Consider the following 22887-nt stretch of genomic DNA (forward strand, 5'->3'; position numbering starts at 1 on the left):
CCGCAGTGCCTGAATTTAACCTTTGAGCTGATCGAGATCCTCGACGTTGATCGTGTCGAGGGTACGGAACAGAGTCACGAGAATCGCGAGACCGATCGCCGCTTCCGCGGCGGCCACCGTCAGCACGAAGAACACGAAGATCTGCCCGTGGACGTCGCCAAGGTAGTGCGAGAACGCGACGAAATTCGTGTTCACCGCGAGCAAGATCAACTCGATCGCCATCAAGATGATGATGACGTTGCGACGATTCAGGAAAATGCCGACGACGCCGATCGCAAACAAGATCGCGCCGAGCACGAGGTAATGAGCCAGGGTCAACATGTTTTTCTCCTCGACGCTCAACGGTTGCTGCCGACCGCGCCCGCGCCGGCATTCGCGTTCGGCTCGCCGGGCGCGCCTTCCGCGGTGGCCGGCAGCGTCGAACGTTCGGCCGGCATCTTCACCAAGCGCACGCGATCTTGCGCACGCACCTTCACTTGCTGGGATACGTTCTGGCGCTTGCTGTCCTTGCCCTTGCGCGCCGTCAACGCGATCGCCGCGATGATCGCCACGAGCAGCACGAGGCCCGCCACTTCGAACGCGAACACGTAGTCGGTGTAGATGACCTTCCCGATCAGGTAGGTGTTCGGCATCGACGAGGCAGCCGCGGCGGCGTCGCGCACCGGCGTCGTGGTCGCGCCGTAGCCGTGCCACAGGATCAGCGCCGTCTCGACGACGATGATCGCGCCGACGACGGTCGCCACCGGCACGAAGCGCTTGAAGTCGCGGCGCAGCACGTCGAGGTTGATGTCGAGCATCATCACGACGAACAGGAACAGCACCATGACCGCGCCGACATAGAGCAGCACGAGCAAGATCGCGAGGAATTCGGCTTCGAGCAGCATCCAGATCGCCGCCGCGTTGAAAAACGCGAGCACGAGAAACAGCGCCGACCCCACCGGGTTGCGCGACGTGATCACCTTCAGGCCCGACACCGTCAGGAGCAGCGCGAAGATGTAAAACAGTACGGTCGTGAATTCCATGATTACCGGCTCATCGTTAGCTCATCGTTCAGGCGTGGTGGCAGTCGGCGCACGCCGCGCCATGCCGCGGCGGCCTAAACCGCCGCGTCACCCCAACTACGCGTAGAGCAAATGCGTCAATGCTGTTTCAACGGTACGGCGCGTCGGCCGCCTTGGACGCGGCGATCTGCGTTTCGTAGCGATCGCCCACCGCGAGCAGCATGTCTTTCGTGAAGTACAGGTCGCCGCGCTTTTCGCCGTGGTACTCGAGGATGCTCGTCTCGACGATCGAATCGACGGGGCAGCTTTCCTCGCAGAATCCGCAGAAAATACACTTGGTCAGATCGATGTCGTAGCGCGTCGTGCGGCGCGTATTGTCGGCGCGCACTTCCGATTCGATCGTGATGGCCAACGCCGGGCACACCGCTTCGCACAGCTTGCAGGCGATGCAGCGCTCTTCGCCGTTTTCATAGCGGCGCAGCGCGTGCAGACCGCGGAAACGCGGCGAGAGCGGCGTCTTTTCCTCGGGGAACTGCACCGTGAACTTGCGCCGGAACGTGTACTTACCCGTCAGCGCGAGCCCCTTGAGCAGCTCGGTCAGGAAAAACGTCTTGAAGAAATTTTGGATAGCAGTCATTTCGCTCGCCCTTTATTTCCAGATGTTCAGCGGCGACATGATCCAGAAGCCGACCACGACCACCCAGACGATGCACACGGGCAGGAACACCTTCCAACCCAAACGCATGATCTGGTCATAGCGATAGCGCGGGAACGTCGCGCGGGCCCAGATGAACACCGACAACAGCAGGAACACCTTCAGCACGAGCCAGAAGATGCCCGGGATGAACGACAGGAAGCCGAACGGCGCGCTCCAGCCGCCGAGGAACAGCGTCGCGGCCAGCGCCGAGATCACGATCATGTTGATGTACTCGGCGAGGAAGAACAGCGCGAACGCCATCCCCGAGTAATCGATCATGTGGCCCGCCACGATTTCCGACTCCCCTTCCACCACGTCGAACGGGTGACGGTTCGTTTCGGCGATGCCCGAGATGAAGTAGACGACGAACACCGGCAGAAGCGGCAGCCAGTTCCACGAGAGGAACGTAATGCCGTGATCGGCGAAGAAGCCGCGCATTTGCGAGCCGACGATCGCCGACAGGTTCAAGCTGCCCGAGGTCATCAGCACGACGACGAGCGCGAAGCCCATCGACACTTCGTACGAGACCATCTGCGCCGCGGCGCGCATCGCGCCGAGGAACGCGTACTTCGAGTTCGATGCCCAGCCCGCGAGAATCACGCCGTACACGCCGATCGACGAAATCGCGATCACGTACAGCAGGCCGGCGTTGATGTCGCCGAGCACCGCCTTCGCTTGGAACGGAATCACGGCCCAGACCGCGAATGCGGGCACGACCGTCATGATCGGCGCGATCAGGTAGAGCCAGCGGTTCGCCGCGGTCGGCTGAATCACTTCCTTGAGCAGCAGCTTCAGCACGTCGGCGATCGGCTGCAGCAAGCCGGCGGGACCCACGCGGTTAGGCCCGAGACGCACGTGCATCCAGCCGATGAGCTTACGCTCCCACAAAATCAGGTACGCCACGCACAGCAAGATGGCGACGGAGACGACGACGATGCGCACGAGCGCCCACACCGTGGGCCACGCCGCGCCGAGCGCCTGGGCGCCGCCTGCGTTGATCGTATCGAACAAGCTCATTTACGCCTTCTCCACCACGAGTTCACCGAACAAGCCGCCGAGCGCCGCGCCGAGCTGCGTGCCCGCCGATACGCGCACCGCCGTGTCCGCCAGCGCCGCATCGCGCGTCGCGCCGGCTTGCACCGTGCGCTCGCCTTGACGCACGCGCACCGTGTCGCCTTCCTTCAAACCGAGCTTGTCGAACAGCGCCGCCGGCAAGCCGATCGCGTTCGCCGCGCGCGCGGCCATCGTCAGATGCAGCGACGGCGCGCGGCGCACGAGGGCGTCGGCGTGATAAATCGCCACGTCGGCGATCCGCTCGAGCGCGCCGCTCGCTTGCGCTTGTGCGGCGCGAACAACCGCCGCGTTCGTGCGGTTGTTCAGGCGCGCAGCCTCGACTCCGGCGGGCAGCGCCGCGCGGCGCACGTCTTCCACCGTCTCGAAGTCGAAACCCGCCGCGCCGAGCAGATTGCCCAGCACGCGCAGCACCTTCCAGCCCGGGCGCGTTTCGCCGAGCGGACGCACGATACCGTTGAACGCTTGCAGCGTGCCTTCGGCATTCACGAACGCACCGGCCGTTTCCGTGTACGGCGCGATCGGCAGCAGCACGTCCGCATAGTCGAGGCCCGTCTTGAACGGCGAGAGCACGACAACCGTCTCGGCGGCAGCCAGCGCGGCCTTCGCCTGCGCCGGATTGGCCGTATCGAATTCGGCTTCGAGGTTCAGCAGCACGTAACCCTTGCGCGGCTGCTCGAATGCGGCGCGCGCATCGAGACCCTGCGCGCCGGGCAGCGCGCCGACGAGATGCGCGCCTACCGTGTTCGCGGCTTCCGTCAGGAAACCGAGCGTGGCGCCCGTTTGCTCGGCGATCCACTGCGCGAGCGCGTGGATACGCGAGAACTCCGGATGTTGAACGGCGCTGTTGCCGATCAACACGGCACGGCGCTCGCCGTTCGCAAGCGCGGCGGCGACTTCTTGCGTAGCCGCCGAGGCTTGCGCGCCCGCCACGCCTTCAGGCAGGGCCACACCGCGTGCTTGGGCAACCGCGGCGGCGATGCCGGCCAGCGCGTCGACCCATGCCGAGGGCGCCGCCACGATCGTCTTCGCGGTCGGGATAAGCGAGTTGTCGCCCGTCGCGTGCAACAGATGGAGCTTCGCGCCGCTGCGTGCCGCTTGGCGCAGACGCGAGGCCATCAGCGGATGATCGCGGCGCAGGAACGAGCCGATCACGAAGGCCGCATCGATCGTCGAGAGATCGGCGAGCGGCATGCCCAGCCACGGCGCACCTTCGCTCGCGGCCGAGAAATCGGAGTGGCGCAGACGGAAGTCGACGTTCGGCGTTCCCACCGCTTGCGCGAGTTGCTTGAGCAGGAACAGCTCCTCGACGGTGCTGTGCGCGCTGCCGAGCATCGCGATCGCGTTCGCGCCGTGATCGGCGGTGACGCCCTTCAAGCTCTTCGCGACGTATTCGAGCGCCGTTTGCCAGTCGGTTTCGATCCACTGGCCGCCTTGCTTGATCATCGGCTGCGTCAAGCGCTCTTCGCTATTCAGGCCTTCGTAAGAGAAGCGGTCCTTATCGGAGATCCAGCACTCGTTGATCGCTTCGTTCTCGAGCGGCAACACGCGCATGACGCGGTTGTTCTTGCTTTGCACGACGAGGTTCGCGCCGACGGAATCGTGCGGGCTCACCGACTTGCGGCGCGACAGCTCCCAGGTACGGGCGCTGTAGCGGAACGGCTTGCTCGTGAGCGCGCCGACCGGGCACAGATCGATCATGTTGCCCGACAGTTCCGAATCGACCGTCTTGCCGACGAACGTCGTAATTTCCGAGTGCTCGCCGCGGCCGAGCATACCCAGTTCCATCACCCCGGCCACTTCCTGACCGAACCGGACGCAGCGCGTGCAGTGGATGCAGCGCGTCATCTCTTCCATCGAGATCAGCGGGCCGACGTTCTTATGGAACACCACGCGCTTTTCTTCCGTGTAGCGCGAGGCCGACTTGCCGTAGCCCACGGCCAAGTCCTGCAACTGGCATTCGCCGCCCTGATCGCAAATCGGGCAGTCGAGCGGGTGATTGATGAGCAGGAATTCCATCACCGATTGCTGCGCCTTGACGGCCTTATCGGACGTCGTGCGCACGACCATGCCGGCCGACACCGGCGTCGCGCACGCGGGCACGGCCTTCGGCATCTTCTCGACTTCGACGAGACACATGCGGCAGTTCGCCGCGATCGAAAGCTTCTTGTGATAGCAGAAGTGAGGAATGTACGTGTCGACCTTATGCGCAGCCTGGATCACCATGCTGCCTTCAGGCACCTCGACCTTCTTCCCGTCTATTTCAAGTTCAACCATGATGGTGAATGGTCCTTAACCTATTACCGCTCAACTTTTGCTCGCTGAACCGCCCGCCGAAACGGATTCGGCGGGCGGTCTGCATGAAGCGATGGAGTCGCGTGACGCTGCTTAAGCGAGTGCCGCGTCCGCAGCGGCCGGAGCACCCGCGTGGCCACCGACGAGGCAACGCTTGTGCTCCACGTGATATTCGAATTCGTCCCAGTAGTGCTTGAGCATGCCGCGCACCGGCATCGCCGCCGCATCGCCGAGCGCGCAAATCGTGCGGCCCATGATGTTTTCGGCCACCGAGTTCAACAGGTCCAAGTCTTCCTTGCGGCCCTGGCCGTGCTCGATACGATTGACGACGCGATAGAGCCAGCCCGTGCCTTCGCGGCACGGCGTGCACTGGCCGCACGACTCTTCATAGTAGAAGTACGACAGGCGCAACAGCGAGCGCACCATGCAGCGCGTTTCGTCCATGACGATGACGGCGCCCGACCCGAGCATCGAACCGACCTTCGCGATCGAGTCGTAGTCGAGGTCCGTTTGCATCATGACGTCGCCGGGCACGACCGGCGCCGACGAACCGCCCGGAATGACGGCCTTCAACTTCTTACCGCCGCGCATCCCGCCCGCCAGTTCCATCAACGTCGCGAACGGCGTGCCGAGCGGCACTTCATAATTGCCCGGACGCTCCACGTCGCCCGACACGGAGAAGATCTTCGTGCCGCCGTTGTTCGGCTTGCCGAGTTCGAGATATTGCTGCGGCCCGATTTCGAGCAGGAACGGCACGGCCGCGAACGTCTCGGTGTTGTTGATCGTCGTCGGCTTGCCATATACGCCGAAGCTCGCCGGGAACGGCGGCTTGAAGCGCGGCTGACCCTTCTTGCCTTCGAGCGACTCGAGCAGCGCCGTCTCTTCGCCGCAGATGTACGCGCCGTAACCATGGTGCGCATGCAACTGGAACGAGAACCCGGAGCCGAGGATGTTATCGCCGAGGAAACCGGCGCGGCGAGCCTCTTCGAGCGCCTCTTCGAAGCGCTTGTAGACTTCCCAGATTTCGCCGTGGATGTAGTTGTAGCCGACGGTGATGCCCATCGCATACGCGCCGATCGCCATCCCCTCGATGAGGGCATGCGGGTTCCAGCGCAGGATGTCGCGATCCTTGAACGTGCCCGGCTCGCCTTCGTCCGAATTGCAGACGAGATACTTTTGCCCCGGGAACTGACGCGGCATGAAGCTCCACTTCAAGCCCGTCGGGAAGCCCGCGCCGCCGCGGCCGCGCAGACCCGACGCCTTGACGTCCGCAATCACTTGCTCGGGCGCGATCTTCTCTTCGAGGATGCGGCGCAGTTGCTTGTAGCCGCCGCGCGCGACGTAATCTTCGAGATGCCAGTTCTCGCCCGTAAGGCCGGCGAGAATCAGGGGTTTGATGTGACGGTCGTGCAAAGACGTCATTTCGAAAGCTCCTCGAGCAAAGCATCGATCTTCTCGGGGCTCATGAAGCTGCACATGCGATGGTTGTTCACGAGCAGCACGGGGGCGTCGCCGCACGAACCAAAGCACTCGCCTTCCTTGAGCGTGAACTTACCGTCGGGGGTCGTTTCGCCGAAATCGATGCCGAGCTTCTTTTTCAGGTACTCGGCCGTGGCCTCGGCGCCGCCGTGCGGGCCGAGCTGACACGGCAAATTCGTGCACAGCGTGATCTTGTGCTTACCGACGGGCGACGTCTCGTACATCGTGTAGAACGTCGCCACTTCCTGGACTGCGACAGCCGGCATGCCGAGGTAGTCGGCCACGAACTGCATCAGTTCGGGCGACAGCCAGCCGTGCTCTTCCTGAGCGGTGGCCAACGCCGACATCACGGCGGACTGTTTCTGATCGGCGGGATACTTCGCCACCGCGCGATCGATTTCTTTCAGGCCTTCAGCTGAGATCATTTTGAGAACACGAACTCTTTCAATTCCTACCGAACGAAAACCTGCCGCCTTATTCGTCGCGGCAGACCCGGCGCGCCGCGAGCCGCGTATCGGCAACTCGCATGCGGCGCGCCGTGCGGCGCTTACCGGTCGATTTCGCCGAACACGATGTCCTGCGTACCGATGATGGTGACGGCGTCCGCGATCATGTGGCCGCGCGCCATTTCGTCGAGCGCGGCCAAATGCGCATACCCGGGCGCGCGGATCTTGAGGCGATACGGCTTGTTCGCACCGTCCGACACCAGATAGATGCCGAATTCGCCCTTCGGATGCTCGACCGCGGCGTACGCCTCGCCTTCCGGCACGTGAAACCCTTCCGTGAAGAGCTTGAAGTGGTGAATCAGCTCTTCCATGTTCGACTTCATGCCCACGCGCGAGGGCGGCGCGACCTTGTGGTTATCGGTCATCACCGGCCCCGGATTCTTGCGCAGCCATTCGATACATTGCTTGGCGATGCGCGTCGACTGGCGCATTTCTTCCACGCGCACGAGGTAACGGTCGTAGCAATCGCCGTTGACGCCGACGGGGATATCGAAGTCGAGCTGATCGTACACCTCGTACGGCTGCTTCTTGCGCAAATCCCACTCCACGCCCGAGCCGCGCAGCATCGGACCCGTCAACCCCATCTGGAACGCACGTTCCGGGCTCACGACGCCGATGCCGACCAGGCGCTGCTTCCAGATCCGGTTGTCGGTGAGCAGGGTTTCGTACTCGTCGACGCAACCAGGGAAGCGCGTAAAGAAATCGTCGATGAAATCGAGCAGCGAGCCTTGCCGCGCTTCGTTCATCTTCTCGAGCGCCTTCGCGTTGCGGATCTTCGATGCCTTGTATTGCGGCATCGCGTCCGGCAGGTCGCGGTAGACGCCGCCGGGACGGTAGTAGGCCGCGTGCATGCGCGCGCCCGAGACCGCCTCGTAGACGTCCATCAAATCCTCGCGCTCGCGGAAGGCATAGAGGAACACGGCCATTGCGCCGACGTCGAGCGCGTGCGCGCCGATCCACATCAAGTGGTTCAAGCAGCGCGTGATCTCGTCGAACAGCACGCGGATGTACTTCGCGCGGATCGGCACGTCGATGCCGAGCAGTTTCTCGATCGCGAGCACGTAGCCATGCTCGTTCACCATCATCGACACGTAGTCGAGACGGTCCATGTACGGCACGGACTGAATATAGGTCTTGTTCTCCGCGAGCTTTTCGGTCGCGCGATGCAGCAGGCCGATATGCGGATCAGCGCGCTGGATCACTTCGCCGTCGAGCTCGAGCACGAGGCGCAGCACGCCGTGCGCCGCCGGGTGCTGCGGGCCGAAGTTGAGGGTGTAGTTTTTAATCTCTGCCATGGCGCCCTCTTAGTGTTTCAGACCGCCGTAGCGATCCTCGCGAATCACGCGTGGCGTGATTTCGCGCGGCTCGATCGTCACCGGCTGGTAGACGACGCGCTTTTCTTCCGGGTCGTAACGCATTTCGACGTAACCCGATACCGGGAAGTCCTTGCGGAACGGATGGCCGATGAAACCGTAGTCGGTCAGGATGCGGCGTAGATCCGGGTGGCCTTCGAAGACGATGCCGTACAAGTCGAACGCTTCGCGCTCGTACCAGTTGACCGAATTCCAGATCTCGACGAGGGACGGCACGATCGGCATGTCGTCGTCGGGTGCGAACACGCGCACGCGCAGGCGCCAATTGTTCGACACCGACAGCAGATGCGAGACGGCCGCGAAACGCGGGCCGTCATAGGCGCCGTCGCCATAGGATTGATAGTCGACGCCGGCCAGATCGATCAACTGCTCGAAGCCGAGCGTGCGATCGTCGCGCAGTCGCCGGGCCACTTCGAGGTAATCGTCCGCCTTGACGACGATCGTCAGCTCGCCGATCGACTCGGTGATGCTGGTCAGACGGCCGCCAAAGGCCGCCTCGAGGTTCGCTTTGAGGGTCTCGAGTTTGCTTGCCATAAAGTGGGGAAGCTTGCGCTTATTGACGGGCGATGGTGTTGGTGCGGCGAATCTTCGCCTGTAGCTGGATCACGCCGTAGACCAGCGCTTCCGCCGTCGGTGGGCAGCCCGGCACATAGACGTCGACCGGTACGATGCGATCGCAGCCGCGCACGACCGAATAGGAATAGTGGTAGTAACCGCCGCCGTTGGCGCACGAACCCATGGAGATGACCCAACGCGGTTCGGCCATTTGGTCGTAGACCTTACGCAGCGCGGGCGCCATCTTGTTGCATAGCGTGCCGGCCACGATCATGACGTCGGACTGACGCGGACTGGGACGGAACACGACCCCGAACCGGTCCAAGTCGTAACGGGCCGCGCCCGCATGCATCATCTCGACCGCACAGCAGGCGAGGCCGAACGTCATCGGCCAAAGCGAACCCGTGCGCGTCCAGTTGATCAGTTTGTCGGCCGTGGTGGTGACAAACCCTTCCTTCAAGACCCCTTCGATACTCATTTGCTTTGCACTCCAGACGGGACGGTAGGCTTTATACACCGCCCGCAAGAAACCGGCGATTAACCCATCACTCCCAATCGAGCCCGCCCTTGCGCCAGATGTAGGCGAAACCGAGCAGGAGTTCGACCAGGAAAATCATCATCGCCATGAAGCCGAGCCAGCCGATGTCGCGCAGGGCGACGCCCCACGGAAACAGGAACGCGGTCTCGAGATCGAAAATGATGAACAGGATGGCGACGAGGTAGTAGCGCACGTCGAACTTCATGCGCGCGTCTTCGAAGGCTTCGAAGCCGCACTCGTACGGCGAATTCTTTTGATTGTCGGGACGACTGGGGGCGAGGATCTTGCCGATGCTGACAAGTGCAATGCCTAAACCGGCGCCCACAAGAAGGAAGAGCAATACGGGGAAGTAGGCTGCGAGGTTCAAGACTATCCTCTTTCGGTTGGTTCTGAGTACCGCAGGGATCGGTCCCATCCCTACAGAAAATCACTTCGTTGTACTACTTGCCTTTCACACACTACACCGCATGGAAGACGTAAGCATGACTCCAGAAGTGACAATGCCAGCCGAAGCGAAGCAAGCGGCTGGCATTGGATAACTTTGGTGCCGACGGCGAGACTCGAACTCGCACAGCTTTCGCCACTACCCCCTCAAGATAGCGTGTCTACCAATTTCACCACGTCGGCACTGTCTGCAATCCGGGACACAACTTGCTGGAACCCGCGAATCGCTTCAAGACTTAAATTCTATCGCGCTTCCAACAATTGTTCAACGCACAAATGCAACATTATGCGAAATTTATTATTTCGGAACGGCGCTGCTCGACGGCGCGGGAGCGGCCACGGGCGCCGAGGCGAGCGCTGCCGACGCAGGCGCGCTCGGTGCCGCCGGAGCCGTTACCGTGCCCAGCACACCCGCCGTGGGACGGGACTTGTACGAGCCGATGTAGGTCAGCGCGAGGGTCGTGATGAAGAACACCGTCGCCAAAATCGCCGTGGTACGCGACAAGAAATTGGCGGAACCGGTGGCGCCGAAGAGGCTACCCGAGGCGCCGCTACCGAATGCCGCGCCCATATCCGCGCCCTTGCCATGCTGCAACAGCACAAGGCCGATGATGCCCAGGGCCGACAGCAGTTGCACCACGATGATCAACGTTTTCAAAAACAGCATCTGACTCACCTAATTTGAGGTTTGAGCATCCCGGCTCGATGGAACGCGCCCGGGCTGCCCTTTCGCGTTTGCGCTCCGCGTCAGCCAGCGTGGCTCGCCGCTTTCGCTTGCTCGCAAATCGCGAGGAAATCTTCACTCTTCAACGACGCGCCGCCGATCAGGCCGCCGTCGATATCCGCTTGACCGAACAACGCCAGCGCATTGTCGGGCTTCACGCTGCCGCCATACAACAAGGCCACGCGCGCGAGCGACGCATCTTTTTGCGCCAGCCGCGCCCGCAAAAACGCATGCACTTCCTGCGCCTGGTCCGCCGTCGCGCTGCGCCCCGTGCCGATCGCCCACACGGGTTCATAGGCGATGACGATACGCCGCGCTTCGTCGACCGACAGCAGATTCAGGACCGCATCGAGCTGCGCGCCGACGACCGCCTCGGTCGCGCCCGCTTCGCGCTCTTCCAGCGTTTCGCCGATACAAACGATCGGCGTGAGGCCGGCCTCGAGCGCGCGGCGAGCCTTCGCGGCCACCAATTCCGAGCTTTCCGCATGGTACGCGCGACGCTCCGAGTGACCGACGATCGCGAGCGTCGCGCCGAACTCGCCCGCCATCTCCGCGGCGACTTCACCCGTATAGGCGCCGTGGGTGTAGGTCGAAATATCCTGCACGCCCCAAGCGAGCGGTTTGCCCGACAGCAGCGCTTGCGCTTGGGCGAGATAAGGGGTGGGCACGCACACGCCGATTCGGATCGCATCGCCGATCGCGGCCGCGCCGACGGCAACGGACTGCAAAAGGGCCGCGTTTTCCGCGAGCCGCCCGTGCATCTTCCAGTTGCCGATTACCCACTTCACTCGCTGTTCCGACATGTGTCTCGCCCGTGTGTTGTCTCTGCCGTGGCTTATGCAGCATGCGCCCCGGCCCTCGTGCCATCGAAGGCGCACGCAAAACACGCAATTTTACTGTGCTTGAAGGGACCCGGTCAAACCGTACGGCGCACGGCCCGCTTACTTGGCGCGGAGCGGTTCGAGCGGCGGCGTACCGTCGTGAAACAGGGCGGAAAGCTGCGAACGCAGTTCGGGCGAATCGACGTGATGATGAACGGCAACGGCATGCTGGACCGCAGCCTCGATCAACTCGCGCTCGCTGTCCGCTGCCAGTGCCACGGTGCAGTTCATTTCGCTCGGAAATTCTCTGCAATCGATGTATTTGCGCGTCATGGCGGCCTCCTTCTGGATCGGTTTCCGATTGGGTAAACGCGATGACTCGCATGATCGAAAGCCTCATGAAAGATCGCGCCGTATCCAGTAATAGTCCGCGCGCGACCTAGGCCAAAGCTCCATTTCGAGATAATCGAGCGCGATCCTTATACGGCACGCGCGCTCAGCGTTGGCACTATCCGTGCATGAAGATGCCGCTCATGCCGGCTCGGCTTGCCAATCCAAGACGATCTTGCCGATATGCTCGCCGCTCTCCATCAACGCATGGGCCTGCGCCGCCTCCTGCGCCGGCAACACTCGATAGACGATCGGCTTGATGCGCCCCGCTTCGATGAGCGGCCAAACGCGCTCCTTGAGCCGCGCCGCGATTCGCGCCTTGAATCCGATCGAGCGCGGACGCAGCGTCGAGCCCGTGATCGTCAGGCGCCGCCGCAACACTTCGGCCAAGCTGACCTCCGCCTTCGCGCCGCCGAGCAGGGCGATGATCACGAGGCGGCCGCCGTCGGCGAGCGCGGAAAGTTCGCGCGGCACGTATCCGCCGGCCACCATGTCGAGGATCACGTCGACGCCGCGATCGTTCGTCAGCGATTTGACGACTTCGACGAAGTCCTCGGACTTATAGTTGATCGCGCGTTCGGCGCCCAGCGCCTCGCATGCCTTGCATTTCTCTGCCGTCCCAGCCGTCGCGAAAACGCGAAACCCGAGCGCGTGAGCGATCTGAATCGCCGTGACGCCGATCCCGCTCGAGCCGCCTTGCACGAGCAGCGTCTCGTTCTCGCCACCCTCGCCCGCGCCGAGCCCCGCCCGGTCGAACACGTTGCTCCAGACCGTGAAGAACGTTTCGGGCAGCGACGCGGCCTCGATATCGGTCAGCCCGCTCGGCACCGGCAAACATTGAGCGAGCGGCACGCTCGCATATTGCGCATAGCCGCCGCCGGCTAGCAGCGCGCATACGCGGTCCCCGATCTTCAGTCCGAACGGGTTGTGCTTTTCCTCGAGGTTGCCGCCGACGATTTCACCGGCGATCTCGAGCCCGGGCAGATCGGATACGCCCGGAGGGGGCGCATAGGCGCCCTTACGTTGGAATACGTCGGGCCGATTCACGCCCGATGCCGCTACCTTGACGAGTACCTCGCCGGGACCGGGAACCGGGTCGGGCCGCTCGCCGAGCACCAGTACTTCCGGCCCGCCGAACTCGGTAATTTCGATCGCTTTCACATCACCTCCGAGGCAGTCGCACAGGGAACGGGCACTATTCTGATGAAAAAACGGCCGGCGCGCTTGGAAAGCGGCCGGCCGTTCAAGGAGCGGTTCACTCCCCGAAGGAGCGACGCGTTACTGCTGGGGCGCCGGCTCCGAGGGCGCCGCACCCGAACCGCCTTCGTTCAGCAGCGCCTTGGCCGACAGGCGCACGCGGCCCTTTTCGTCCGTTTGGATAACCTTGACCTTCACTTGCTGGCCTTCGCTGAGGTAATCCTTGATGTCCTTGATACGCTCGTTGGCGATCTCGGAGATGTGCAGCAGGCCATCCTTGCCCGGCAGGATGTTGACGATCGCACCGAACTCCAGCAGCTTGAGCACGGTACCTTCGTAGACCTGCCCCACTTCCACTTCGGCCGTGATGTTCTCGATGCGGCGCTTCGCCTCGGCCATCCCTTCGCTGCTGGTGCTCGCGATCGTGACGACGCCGTCGTCGGAGATGTCGATGGTCGTGCCCGTTTCCTCGGTCAACGCGCGGATCACCGAGCCGCCCTTGCCGATCACGTCGCGGATCTTCTCGGGATTGATCTTGATCGTGATCATGCGCGGCGCGAACGCCGACAGCTCGGTGCTGGCGCCCGACACGGCGTCCTTCATCTTGCCGAGGATGTGCATGCGGCCTTCCTTCGCCTGCGCCAGCGCGACTTGCATGATCTCCTTCGTGATCCCTTGGATCTTGATGTCCATTTGCAGCGCGGTGACGCCGTCGGCCGTACCGGCCACCTTGAAGTCCATGTCGCCGAGGTGATCCTCGTCGCCGAGGATGTCGGTCAGCACCGCGAACTTGTTGCCGTCGAGAATCAGGCCCATCGCGATACCGGCGACATGCGCCTTCATCGGCACGCCGGCATCCATCAACGCGAGGCAACCGCCGCACACCGACGCCATCGACGACGAACCGTTCGATTCGGTGATTTCCGAAACGACGCGGATCGAGTAGCCGAATTCCTCGGCGCTCGGCAGGCAAGCGGCGAGCGCGCGCTTGGCCAGACGGCCGTGGCCGATTTCGCGGCGCTTGGGCGTGCCCACGCGACCCGTCTCACCCGTCGCGAACGGAGGCATGTTGTAGTGGAGCATGAAACGCTCGCGGTATTCGCCTTCGAGCGCGTCGATGATTTGTTCGTCGCCCTTGGTGCCGAGCGTCGCCACGACGAGCGCTTGCGTCTCGCCGCGCGTGAACAGCGCCGAACCGTGCGTACGCGGCAGCACGCCCGTACGGATTTCGATCGGACGCACCGTGCGCGTATCGCGGCCGTCGATACGCGGTTCGCCGTTCAGGATTTGGCTGCGAACGATCTTCGCTTCGAGATCGAACAAGATGTTGCCGACGGCGGTCTTGTCCGCGGGCGCTTCGCCCGAGGCCGCGGCCGCTTCCTCGAGCTTGGCGCTCGTGGCGGCGTATATGTCCTTCAGCTTCGTCGAACGCTGTTGCTTGTTGCGCAGTTGATAGGCGGCAACGAGTTCGTTGTACGCGATTTCGGTTACGCGCGCGATCAGCGCTTCGTCCTTCGGCGCCGGCTGCCAATCCCATTCGGGCTTACCGCCTTCGCGCACGAGTTCGTGAATGGCGTCGATCGCCGTTTGCAATTGCTCGTGACCGAACACGACCGCGCCGAGCATGACGTCTTCGGGCAATTGGTCGGCTTCCGATTCGACCATCAGCACGGCACGCTCGGTACCGGCCACGACGAGATCCAGACGCGATTCCTTTTGCTGGGCGCGCGTCGGGTTCAACACGTATTCGTTGTTGATATAGCCGACACGGGCGGCGCCCACGGGGCCGTTGAACGGCAGACCCGATACGGCGAGCGCGGCCGACGCGCCGATCAGCGCGGGGATGTCGGCCGGCACTTCCGGATTGATCGACAGCACGTGAACGACGACCTGGACTTCGTTGTAGAAGCCTTCGGGGAACAGCGGACGCAGGGGCCGGTCGATCAAGCGCGACGTGAGCGTTTCGTGTTCGGAGGGACGGCCCTCGCGGCGGAAGAAACCGCCGGGGATCTTACCGGCCGAGTAGGTCTTCTCGATGTAGTCGACCGTCAGCGGGAAAAAGTCCTGGCCGGGCTTGGCCGACTTCGCGCCGACAACCGTGGCGAGCACGACGGTGTCTTCGACATCGACGATGACGGCGCCCGATGCTTGGCGTGCGATCTCGCCGGTTTCGAGGCGAACGTTATGTTGTCCCCATTTGAATTCTTTAACGACCTTATTGAACATGGACATAAATCACTCCTTCTGTCTTCTCATCTATTTGGGATCGCCGCCGCCGTGCGCGAAGCATCGCCCGGCGGCGCCGGCAGCCGGCGCACCTGCGGGAAGAGGAGTGTTATGCCATTCCAGCGCCGCGCTCGGCAATCGCGGCCGTCTCGCCGCGCTGGAATGACACAAAGCTCTGCCCGCCTTTGCCGGCTGCTATAAATCGCCCAACGCGCGCGATCGCCGCACGCCTGGGTTTGCTACGTCCTTCGTTACGCGCACGCACGGGGCGTGCCGTTGAATACCGCCGATGCACGCGATCCGGGCCCACTAAAGCCCTGCGAAGCTTGCACTTAGTGCTGAAGCACTAAGTGCAAGCAACGGCGCTCTGTGTGAGATGGGACTAGGCGCTAAAGCGCCAACTCCCATCGACACTCTGTGCGGGGTCGAACTAGGCGCTAAAGCGCCAAGTTCGACCGACGAAAAAAACAAATGCCTGTATCAGCGCACTGACACAGGCATCTTGCATAACGCGGAGGCGCCGATTACTTGCGCAGACCGAGCTTTTCGATCAGCGAACGGTAACGGTCGGCATCCTTGCCCTTCAGGTAGTCGAGCAGCTTACGGCGACGGCTCACCATACGCAGCAAACCGCGGCGGCTGTGGTGATCCTTCGAGTGCGACTTGAAGTGCGTGGTCAACTCGTTGATACGCGACGTGAGCAGTGCAACTTGCACTTCGGGCGAACCCGTGTCGTTCGTGCCGCGGGCAAATTGCGCGACGATGTCGGACTTCTTGATATCAGCAACAGACATTTGATTTCCTTTAAAACAAACAGGCGGTCACGGAAGAAAGGCCGTGCCGTGGGTTACGACGAAGCGCGCATTGTAGCACAACCGAAAGCGGCAACACCCTCGCCCCTTACGGGCGCTTCATGCGGCAGTCGCTAGGAACCTCGGTTTGCCCGGGCGGCAAGGCGAGCACCGTACGAAAGCCGTAGCCCGAACCCTCGTTGTCGAAACGCACGCCTGGCGTCCCCGCCTTATCCATCTCGATAACATAAAGGGGCTGGATCAACTGGTGATCGTCGGCGCGCATCCACGCGCGCACGAAGCCGTTCTCGAACTTCGCCCCTTCGAGCGCCTTGGTCACGGCGAGCGCGTCGGTTCCGTGCGCCCGAGCAATCGCGTCGGCCAGCATTTCGACCATGACGTCGATGCGAGCCAGCGCGTAATCGTCGTGCGCGGCCGGGAAGCGCGCGCGAAACGCCGCGTAGTACGCATCCGAAGCCGCCGCGTTCGCGTGCGGCAGCCGCTCGTTGGCGGGCGCGGCCGTGCCGGCGTTGGGATGCCAATCCGCGACGGCCACCACGCGCTTGACGCCCGCCTCTCCGATCGCCGCCGGGGCGTCGAGGCTATTGCCGTAAAACGTATAGAACTTTCCTGCGAAGCCCTGCTCGCGCGCGGCTTTGACGAGCAGCGCGAGATCGTTCCCCCAATTACCCGTCACGACGGCATCGGCGCCGCTCGCGCGCAGCTTGGCGATGTAGGGCGTGAAATCCTTGACGCGGCCGATCGGATGGAATTCGTCGCCGACGATGGCGATGTCGGGCCGCCGGGCACCGAGTGCGGCGCGGGCGAGCGTACTGACGTCATGGCCGAAGCTGTAGTCCTGATTGAGCAGGTAGACGTGCTTGACCGATTTGTCGCGCGCGATCACATCGGCGAGCGCGTTCATGCGCATCCCGGCGTGCGCATCGAAGCGAAAATGCCAGACGCTGCAACCGGTCCCGGTCAGCGTGGGGTCATCAGCCGAATAATTCAGGAAAAGTTCGCGGTTATCGGGTTCGCGTGCGTTTTGCTTGTCGATGGCGGACACGAGCGCCGCGGCGACCGCGGAGCCGTTGCCCTGCAAGACGAACGGGATATGACGGTCGGACGCGGCGCGCAGTTGCACGAGCGCTTGTTCGACACTGCCCTGACTGTCGAGGACGACGAGTTCGAGCGGATGCGCGCCGTCAGGAAGCGCTACACCGCCGCGCGCGTTGACGCGCTCGATCGCGAAGCGCACGTTGCGCTCGACCGCCGCGCCCGCGTCGGCGAATGGGCCCGACATGCCCTCGATCAACGCGAGCCGGATCGGTGCGTTCCCGTTCCCGGCATTCGTGGCGGGCGCGGCCGTCAGAGGCGCCGTCAGGGCGGCCACGGCGCCGGCGATTGCAGCCCACTTCGTCCATTGTTTGACCATCGTTCGCATCTCGTACGCTTCGAAAGCGCGGATCATAGGCCGTCAGGGCACCCGTTCGCAAGCGCCTTCCTAACGCGCCAAGAATCTTTGCCCCTGCACTGTCCAAAGAATCGGCAGCCGTGATAAAAACCCGGTCGTGAGAGTCATCGGAGGAATCATGTTCAAGCGTCTTACCGCCGCGCTCGGCTGCGTCGCCGTCGTCGCGTTAGCCGGCTGCGCACAGCCGTGGCAAGGGTTCTCGGCCGGCCAGGATCAATCGGCGCTCGTCGCGCGCCTGGGGCCACCGCGCGAGATCTACGACTTGCCGAACGGCGGCAAGCGTCTGATGTGGCCGACTCAGCCGATGGGCGAGACGACGACAGCCGCCGACGTCGACGCGGCGGGCAAGATCGTCGCGGTGCGACAGGTGCTCCAGGTCAGCGAGTTCTACAAGGCTCAGATCGGCACTTGGACGAAGCAGGATGTCCTAGTGAACTTCGGCCGTCCCGAGGAAACCGCTTATTTCCCGCTGATGAAGCGCGAAGTCTGGACTTACCGTTACCAGGAAGACAACGTCTGGTATCAGCTCTACCACTTCTACTTCGATCCGGAAGGCATCCTGCGGTTGACGCAAAAGACGCCCGACCCGCTGCATGAGCCCGAGCGCGATCGGATGTGGTGACGTTCGGCACCCCGACGACATACAAAACATAAAACCCTCGCGGGGCTCAGCCCGGCGAGGGTTTCGAATGGGTCTGGAAGGCCAACCGGCCTACCCGCTCACACTCCCTGCGGATTCACCTTCTCGACGTTGGAATACAGCTTGTTGAGCGCCGAGATATAAGCCTTCGCCGAAGCGGCCACGATGTCGGGATCCGTGCCCACGCCGTTCACGATGCGCCCGCTCTTGGACAAGCGCACGGTCACTTCGCCCTGTGCCTGCGTGCCTGTCGTAATGGCGTTCACCGAGTAAAGCAACAGCTCGGAACCGCTGCCCACTTCGCCTTCGATCGCGTTGAGCGTCGCATCGACCGGGCCGTTTCCGCGCGCCTCGCCCACGGTCTCCTTGCCGTCCACCGAGAACACGACACGCGCGTGCGGACGCTCGCCCGTTTCGGAATGCTGCGCGAGCGAAACGAATTTGTAGTGCTCGCGCTCAGCCGCCGCCGCGGATTCCTCCGAGACGATCGCGATGATGTCTTCGTCGTAAATCTCGGCTTTGCGATCGGCCAATTCCTTGAACCGCGCGAACGCTTGATTCAGTTCGCTCTCGCTGTCGAGCGAGACGCCCAGCTCTTGCAGCCGCTGCTTGAACGCGTTGCGGCCCGACAGCTTGCCGAGCACGATCTTGTTCGCGCTCCAGCCCACGTCTTCCGCGCGCATGATTTCATACGTATCGCGCGCCTTGAGCACGCCGTCCTGGTGAATGCCCGACGCGTGCGCGAACGCATTGGCGCCGACCACGGCCTTGTTCGGCTGGACGACGAAACCCGTGATTTGCGACACGAGCTTGGACGCCGGCACGATTTGCGTCGTGTCGATGCCGACATCGAGACCGAAGTAGTCCTTGCGCGTCCTCACGGCCATCACGATTTCCTCGAGCGCCGTATTGCCCGCGCGCTCGCCCAGGCCGTTGATCGTGCATTCCACTTGGCGCGCTCCGCCGATCTTGACGCCGGCCAGCGAGTTCGCCACGGCCATGCCCAGATCGTTGTGACAGTGCACCGAGAAGACGGCCTTGTCCGAATTCGGGATCCGCTCGCGCAGCGTCTTCACCAGGTTGCCGTACAACTCGGGCACGCCGTAACCGACCGTGTCGGCGATGTTGATCGTCGTCGCACCTTCGTCGATCACGGCTTCCAGCACGCGGCAAAGAAAGTCCATATCCGAGCGGCTGCCGTCCTCGGGCGAAAATTCCACGTCGTTCGTGAATTTGCGCGCGAAGCGCACCGCCAGGCGAGCCTGCTCGTAGACCTGCTCCGGCGTCATGCGCAGCTTTTTCTCCATATGCAGCGGAGAAGTCGCAATGAACGTGTGAATGCGGAAGTGATCGGCGGGCGCGAGCGCATCGGCGGCGCGTTGGATGTCCTTGTCGTTCGCGCGGGCGAGCGAGCAAACCGTGCTGTCCTTGATCAGCGAGGCGATCGTGTTGATCGCGTCGAAGTCGCCGTTCGAGCTGGCCGCGAACCCGGCCTCGATCACGTCGACCTTCATCCGCTCTAGCTGCTTCGCGATCCGGATCTTCTCTTCCTTCGTCATCGACGCACCGGGCGACTGCTCGCCGTCACGCAACGTCGTGTCGAAAATAATCAGCTTGTCTGCCATCTCATGTCTCCAAGGGACGTTTGCTTTCGGAATACGGGGGTGGATGCGGAAAACGACAATTCGGGCGTTCGCGCCACCGCTGGCGACGCCGAACAACGAACGAGGCAGACGGGGGCGAAAACGATCAGCGCGGTAGGCGCGCTAGCGCTAGCGCGCATAGAGGCGCACCGGCGAGAAGGGATAGGCGGGGGAAGGTAAACATAGCCATGTCGCCGACTATAGCGGCATTCGCGGAATCGCGCAATCGGCCGGGGGCCGGCCGCGCCGCCAAGCCGCCCCGGGAAGCGTGCGGCCGCAACGCGCGATCGGGCCGGCACTTTGTCCTCAATGATCGTGCGGGATCGACCGGGCCGGATTGTCGCGCCCACGTACCGACATATAGGCCCAGAACACATAACCCGACAGGCCGTACAGTACGAAAAGCCCGAACAACATCAAGGGCGGATCGGACGACACGAGCACGAACGCCACGACGACGAGCAAAATCGCCGCGAATGGCACGCGATGGCGGACATCGAGCGCCTTGCCGCTGTAAAACGGCGCGTTCGACACCATCGTCACCCCCGCATAGACGGTCAAGGCAAAGGCGACCCACGGCAGCCAAACGAGCTTGAGCGGAACCCGGTTGTCGGTCGCGAGCCACACGAAACCCGCTATCAGCGCGGCCGCGGCCGGGCTGGGCAAGCCTTGAAAAAAGCGCTTGTCGACGACGCCGATATTCGTATTGAAGCGCGCGAGCCGCAGCGCGGCGCCGGAGCAGTAGACGAACGCCGCGAGCCAGCCCCAGCGGCCGAGATCCTTGAGCACCCACTCGTACATGACGAGCGCGGGCGCAACGCCGAACGAGACCATATCGGACAGACTATCGAACTGCTCCCCGAACGCGCTTTGCGTATGCGTCATGCGAGCGACGCGCCCGTCCATGCCGTCGAGCACCATCGCCACGAAAATCGCGATGGCCGCGATCTCGAAGCGCACGTTCATCGCCTGCACGACGGCGAAAAATCCGCAAAACAGCGCCGCCGTGGTGAACGCATTCGGCAACAGATAGATGCCGCGCGTCCGCAAAAACTGCTGGCGGGCGGCCCGGCGGCTTTCGGCGGGCGCCATTTCGGAACCCAGCGTTTTGTTGCGCCTGAACGGATTGCGCCTGAACGGGCGTGGCATCGGCGTCGTGCCGGAACGCGGGCGACGCGGTTTGAAAGCGGCCATCTGACTCTCCCGCCGCGGCGTTACAGTTCGGCGAGGATCGTCGACGAGGCGAAGACCTTCTCGCCGATCGACACCTTCGCGCGGCTGCCCAGCGGCAGGTACACATCGACCCGCGAGCCGAAGCGGATGAACCCGTAACGCTGACCGCGCGCGAGCGGCTCGCCGGTACGCACGTAGCACAAGATCCGCCGGGCGATCAGGCCTGCGATCTGCACGGAGGTGACCGTTTGCCCGCCGGCCGTTTGAATCACGACGGCATTACGCTCGTTCTCGGTCGAGGCCTTATCGATAGCGGCGTTCAAATAGGCGCCGGGGAAATATTCGACCTTGGTGATCGCGCCGTCCACGGGCGAGCGTTGCGAGTGAACGTTGAACACGTTCATGAACACGCTGATCTTCAGCGCCTCCCGATCGGCATAGGGATCGCGCGTGGTCTCGACGGCGACGATGCGGCCGTCGGCCGGACACAGAACGGCGTTCGCTTGTGTGGGAATGGGACGCGGCGGATCGCGAAAGAACTGCACGACGAAAATCAGGATCAGCCAGAACGGCCAGGCCAAGCCGAATCCCGCGACCGCGTGGATCAACAGCGCGACGACGGCGGCAATCGCGATGAACGGCCAGCCTTCGCGCGCGATGATCGGGTGTGGGTAATTCATGGATCGTTTCGAACTTTTTGTAAAACCACTAGGATAGCAAAAGCCGCCCGGTGCGAAACGCACGGGACGGCTTTTGTAGGTCGGACCGGCCCCGCGCGCCATCGCTGCGCGCGGGGCCTCGCCACGGCAATTAGTTCTTCGACTGATCGACGAGCTTGTTCTTCGCGATCCAGGGCATCATCGCGCGCAGCTTACCGCCGACTTGCTCGATCTGATGCTCGGCCATCAAGCGGCGGCGCGATTGCAGCGTCGGCGCACCGGCCTTGTTCTCGAGAATGAAGCTCTTCGCGTACTCGCCCGTCTGGATGTCCTTCAGAACGTCCTTCATGACCTTCTTCGTCTCTTCCGTCACGACGCGCGGGCCCGTGACGTATTCGCCGTACTCCGCGTTGTTCGAGATCGAGTAGTTCATGTTGGCGATGCCGCCTTCGTAGATCAGATCCACGATGAGCTTGAGCTCGTGCAGGCATTCGAAGTACGCCATTTCCGGCGCGTAGCCCGCTTCCACGAGCGTTTCGAAGCCGGCCTTGATGAGCTCGACCGTACCGCCGCACAGCACGGCTTGTTCGCCGAAGAGGTCGGTTTCCGTTTCTTCGCGGAAGTTCGTTTCGATGATGCCGGCACGGCCGCCGCCGTTGGCCGCCGCATACGAGAGCGCCACGTCGCGTGCCGCGCCCGACTTGTCTTGCGCCACGGCGATCAAGTGCGGCACGCCGCCGCCTTGCGAGTACGTGCCGCGCACGGTATGGCCCGGCGCCTTCGGCGCGATCATGATCACGTCGAGGTCGGCGCGCGGAATAACTTGGCCGTAGTGCACGTTGAAGCCGTGCGCGAACGCCAGCGCCGCGCCTTCCTTGATGTTCGCGTGCACTTCGTTCTTGTACACGTCGGCGATTTGCTCGTCGGGCAACAGCATCATGACGACGTCGGCGCCCTTCACGGCTTCCGCCACTTCCTTGACCGCGAGGCCCGCGCCTTCGGCCTTCTTCCACGACGCGCCGCCTTTGCGCAGGCCAACCGTCACACGCACGCCGCTGTCTTTCAGGTTCAGCGCGTGGGCATGGCCTTGTGAGCCGTAGCCGATGATCGTCACGTCCTTGCCTTTGATGAGGGACAGGTCGGCGTCTTTATCGTAGAAAACTTTCATGTCGATTCCTTCGCGTTAATCG

At 63.1% G+C, this 22887-nt stretch carries 23 protein-coding genes and 1 tRNA gene; 1 reads left to right on the top strand and 23 read right to left on the bottom strand.

Annotation, left to right across the window (positions count from 1 at the left end):
- Positions 1–15 precede the first annotated feature (15 nt).
- From nuoK to DXT59_RS01060, 19 genes are all read right to left on the bottom strand, one after another.
- Positions 16–321: an NADH-quinone oxidoreductase subunit NuoK gene (gene nuoK / locus DXT59_RS00970; protein WP_102646422.1), complete on the bottom strand. Its 306-nt coding sequence runs from the start codon at positions 319–321 to the stop codon at positions 16–18.
- Positions 322–338: 17 nt separating this feature from the next.
- Positions 339–1022: an NADH-quinone oxidoreductase subunit J gene (locus tag DXT59_RS00975; RefSeq protein WP_116135025.1), complete on the bottom strand. Its 684-nt coding sequence runs from the start codon at positions 1020–1022 to the stop codon at positions 339–341.
- 127 nt (positions 1023–1149) lie between these two features.
- Positions 1150–1638 carry an NADH-quinone oxidoreductase subunit NuoI gene (nuoI, locus tag DXT59_RS00980; protein ID WP_116135027.1) on the bottom strand — a complete coding sequence of 163 codons (489 nt, stop codon included), beginning with the start codon at positions 1636–1638 and terminating at the stop codon, positions 1150–1152.
- 12 nt (positions 1639–1650) lie between these two features.
- Positions 1651–2715: an NADH-quinone oxidoreductase subunit NuoH gene (gene nuoH / locus DXT59_RS00985; RefSeq protein ID WP_116135029.1), complete on the bottom strand. Its 1065-nt coding sequence runs from the start codon at positions 2713–2715 to the stop codon at positions 1651–1653.
- On the bottom strand, positions 2716–5046 hold the full coding sequence (nuoG, locus tag DXT59_RS00990) for an NADH-quinone oxidoreductase subunit NuoG (RefSeq protein ID WP_116135031.1): 2331 nt from the start codon (positions 5044–5046) through the stop codon (positions 2716–2718). It abuts the gene before it with no gap.
- Positions 5047–5157: 111 nt separating this feature from the next.
- Complete coding sequence (gene nuoF, locus DXT59_RS00995) at positions 5158–6486, bottom strand: NADH-quinone oxidoreductase subunit NuoF (protein WP_116135032.1); 1329 nt, start codon at positions 6484–6486, stop codon at positions 5158–5160.
- The gene (nuoE, locus tag DXT59_RS01000) at positions 6483–6968 is read right to left on the bottom strand and encodes an NADH-quinone oxidoreductase subunit NuoE (protein WP_102646302.1); all 486 of its coding nucleotides are present in this window, start codon (positions 6966–6968) and stop codon (positions 6483–6485) included. The genes nuoF and nuoE overlap by 4 nt, the downstream gene beginning before the upstream one ends.
- A 122-nt stretch (positions 6969–7090) precedes the next feature.
- Complete coding sequence (locus tag DXT59_RS01005; RefSeq protein WP_116135034.1) at positions 7091–8344, bottom strand: NADH-quinone oxidoreductase subunit D; 1254 nt, start codon at positions 8342–8344, stop codon at positions 7091–7093.
- 9 nt (positions 8345–8353) lie between these two features.
- On the bottom strand, positions 8354–8956 hold the full coding sequence (locus tag DXT59_RS01010) for an NADH-quinone oxidoreductase subunit C (protein WP_116135036.1): 603 nt from the start codon (positions 8954–8956) through the stop codon (positions 8354–8356).
- 19 nt (positions 8957–8975) lie between these two features.
- Entirely contained in the window at positions 8976–9455 is a 480-nt protein-coding gene (locus DXT59_RS01015) for a NuoB/complex I 20 kDa subunit family protein (RefSeq protein ID WP_006052903.1), read from the bottom strand.
- Positions 9456–9522: 67 nt separating this feature from the next.
- A complete protein-coding gene (locus DXT59_RS01020) occupies positions 9523–9882 on the bottom strand; it encodes an NADH-quinone oxidoreductase subunit A (protein WP_116135038.1) in 360 nt (119 codons plus the stop codon).
- Between the two features lie 175 nt (positions 9883–10057).
- Positions 10058–10142, bottom strand: a tRNA-Leu gene (locus tag DXT59_RS01025).
- A 115-nt stretch (positions 10143–10257) separates the two neighbouring features.
- The gene (gene secG / locus DXT59_RS01030; RefSeq protein WP_116135040.1) at positions 10258–10626 is read right to left on the bottom strand and encodes a preprotein translocase subunit SecG; all 369 of its coding nucleotides are present in this window, start codon (positions 10624–10626) and stop codon (positions 10258–10260) included.
- Positions 10627–10706: 80 nt separating this feature from the next.
- The gene (tpiA, locus tag DXT59_RS01035) at positions 10707–11486 is read right to left on the bottom strand and encodes a triose-phosphate isomerase (protein ID WP_116135042.1); all 780 of its coding nucleotides are present in this window, start codon (positions 11484–11486) and stop codon (positions 10707–10709) included.
- Positions 11487–11624: 138 nt separating this feature from the next.
- A complete protein-coding gene (locus DXT59_RS01040) occupies positions 11625–11837 on the bottom strand; it encodes a DUF1059 domain-containing protein (RefSeq protein WP_116135045.1) in 213 nt (70 codons plus the stop codon).
- Between the two features lie 198 nt (positions 11838–12035).
- A complete protein-coding gene (locus DXT59_RS01045; RefSeq protein ID WP_116135047.1) occupies positions 12036–13055 on the bottom strand; it encodes an NAD(P)H-quinone oxidoreductase in 1020 nt (339 codons plus the stop codon).
- A 117-nt stretch (positions 13056–13172) separates the two neighbouring features.
- Positions 13173–15323 (bottom strand): polyribonucleotide nucleotidyltransferase, encoded by a 2151-nt coding sequence (gene pnp, locus DXT59_RS01050; protein WP_116135049.1) that lies wholly within the window; start codon positions 15321–15323, stop codon positions 13173–13175.
- Between the two features lie 518 nt (positions 15324–15841).
- Complete coding sequence (gene rpsO / locus DXT59_RS01055) at positions 15842–16111, bottom strand: 30S ribosomal protein S15 (protein WP_102646310.1); 270 nt, start codon at positions 16109–16111, stop codon at positions 15842–15844.
- Between the two features lie 106 nt (positions 16112–16217).
- Complete coding sequence (locus tag DXT59_RS01060) at positions 16218–17543, bottom strand: branched-chain amino acid ABC transporter substrate-binding protein (RefSeq protein ID WP_116135113.1); 1326 nt, start codon at positions 17541–17543, stop codon at positions 16218–16220.
- 157 nt (positions 17544–17700) lie between these two features.
- Between DXT59_RS01060 and DXT59_RS01065 the strand changes: the two genes are divergently transcribed.
- On the top strand, positions 17701–18204 hold the full coding sequence (locus DXT59_RS01065; protein WP_116135051.1) for a hypothetical protein: 504 nt from the start codon (positions 17701–17703) through the stop codon (positions 18202–18204).
- A 98-nt stretch (positions 18205–18302) separates the two neighbouring features.
- On the opposite strand, the gene DXT59_RS01070 is transcribed toward DXT59_RS01065, so the two are convergent.
- The 4 genes from DXT59_RS01070 to ilvC all read right to left on the bottom strand — a co-directional run bounded on the left by DXT59_RS01070 (position 18303) and on the right by ilvC (position 22865).
- Positions 18303–19847 carry a 2-isopropylmalate synthase gene (locus DXT59_RS01070; RefSeq protein ID WP_116135053.1) on the bottom strand — a complete coding sequence of 515 codons (1545 nt, stop codon included), beginning with the start codon at positions 19845–19847 and terminating at the stop codon, positions 18303–18305.
- A 324-nt stretch (positions 19848–20171) separates the two neighbouring features.
- Positions 20172–21059: a CDP-diacylglycerol--serine O-phosphatidyltransferase gene (gene pssA, locus DXT59_RS01075; RefSeq protein ID WP_116135055.1), complete on the bottom strand. Its 888-nt coding sequence runs from the start codon at positions 21057–21059 to the stop codon at positions 20172–20174.
- 20 nt (positions 21060–21079) lie between these two features.
- Positions 21080–21718: a phosphatidylserine decarboxylase gene (locus tag DXT59_RS01080; protein ID WP_116135057.1), complete on the bottom strand. Its 639-nt coding sequence runs from the start codon at positions 21716–21718 to the stop codon at positions 21080–21082.
- A 130-nt stretch (positions 21719–21848) separates the two neighbouring features.
- On the bottom strand, positions 21849–22865 hold the full coding sequence (gene ilvC, locus DXT59_RS01085; RefSeq protein WP_116135059.1) for a ketol-acid reductoisomerase: 1017 nt from the start codon (positions 22863–22865) through the stop codon (positions 21849–21851).
- Between the last annotated feature and the right edge of the window lie 22 nt (positions 22866–22887).

This window comes from Trinickia diaoshuihuensis, from assembly GCF_003390925.1.
GTDB classification, from domain to species: Bacteria; Pseudomonadota; Gammaproteobacteria; order Burkholderiales; family Burkholderiaceae; genus Trinickia; species Trinickia diaoshuihuensis.

Excerpts from the sequence above, each read along its gene's own strand:
- nuoK (WP_102646422.1), bottom strand. The coding sequence starts at position 321 with ATGTTGACCCTGGCTCATTACCTCGTGCTCGGCGCGATCTTGTTTGCG.
- DXT59_RS00975 (WP_116135025.1), bottom strand. The coding sequence starts at position 1,022 with ATGGAATTCACGACCGTACTGTTTTACATCTTCGCGCTGCTCCTGACG.
- nuoI (WP_116135027.1), bottom strand. The coding sequence starts at position 1,638 with ATGACTGCTATCCAAAATTTCTTCAAGACGTTTTTCCTGACCGAGCTG.
- nuoH (WP_116135029.1), bottom strand. The coding sequence starts at position 2,715 with ATGAGCTTGTTCGATACGATCAACGCAGGCGGCGCCCAGGCGCTCGGC.
- nuoG (WP_116135031.1), bottom strand. The coding sequence starts at position 5,046 with ATGGTTGAACTTGAAATAGACGGGAAGAAGGTCGAGGTGCCTGAAGGC.
- nuoF (WP_116135032.1), bottom strand. The coding sequence starts at position 6,486 with ATGACGTCTTTGCACGACCGTCACATCAAACCCCTGATTCTCGCCGGC.
- nuoE (WP_102646302.1), bottom strand. The coding sequence starts at position 6,968 with ATGATCTCAGCTGAAGGCCTGAAAGAAATCGATCGCGCGGTGGCGAAG.
- DXT59_RS01005 (WP_116135034.1), bottom strand. The coding sequence starts at position 8,344 with ATGGCAGAGATTAAAAACTACACCCTCAACTTCGGCCCGCAGCACCCG.
- DXT59_RS01010 (WP_116135036.1), bottom strand. The coding sequence starts at position 8,956 with ATGGCAAGCAAACTCGAGACCCTCAAAGCGAACCTCGAGGCGGCCTTT.
- DXT59_RS01015 (WP_006052903.1), bottom strand. The coding sequence starts at position 9,455 with ATGAGTATCGAAGGGGTCTTGAAGGAAGGGTTTGTCACCACCACGGCC.
- secG (WP_116135040.1), bottom strand. The coding sequence starts at position 10,626 with ATGCTGTTTTTGAAAACGTTGATCATCGTGGTGCAACTGCTGTCGGCC.
- tpiA (WP_116135042.1), bottom strand. The coding sequence starts at position 11,486 with ATGTCGGAACAGCGAGTGAAGTGGGTAATCGGCAACTGGAAGATGCAC.
- DXT59_RS01040 (WP_116135045.1), bottom strand. The coding sequence starts at position 11,837 with ATGACGCGCAAATACATCGATTGCAGAGAATTTCCGAGCGAAATGAAC.
- pnp (WP_116135049.1), bottom strand. The coding sequence starts at position 15,323 with ATGTCCATGTTCAATAAGGTCGTTAAAGAATTCAAATGGGGACAACAT.
- rpsO (WP_102646310.1), bottom strand. The coding sequence starts at position 16,111 with ATGTCTGTTGCTGATATCAAGAAGTCCGACATCGTCGCGCAATTTGCC.
- DXT59_RS01060 (WP_116135113.1), bottom strand. The coding sequence starts at position 17,543 with ATGGTCAAACAATGGACGAAGTGGGCTGCAATCGCCGGCGCCGTGGCC.
- DXT59_RS01065 (WP_116135051.1), top strand. The coding sequence starts at position 17,701 with ATGTTCAAGCGTCTTACCGCCGCGCTCGGCTGCGTCGCCGTCGTCGCG.
- DXT59_RS01070 (WP_116135053.1), bottom strand. The coding sequence starts at position 19,847 with ATGGCAGACAAGCTGATTATTTTCGACACGACGTTGCGTGACGGCGAG.
- pssA (WP_116135055.1), bottom strand. The coding sequence starts at position 21,059 with ATGGCCGCTTTCAAACCGCGTCGCCCGCGTTCCGGCACGACGCCGATG.
- DXT59_RS01080 (WP_116135057.1), bottom strand. The coding sequence starts at position 21,718 with ATGAATTACCCACACCCGATCATCGCGCGCGAAGGCTGGCCGTTCATC.
- ilvC (WP_116135059.1), bottom strand. The coding sequence starts at position 22,865 with ATGAAAGTTTTCTACGATAAAGACGCCGACCTGTCCCTCATCAAAGGC.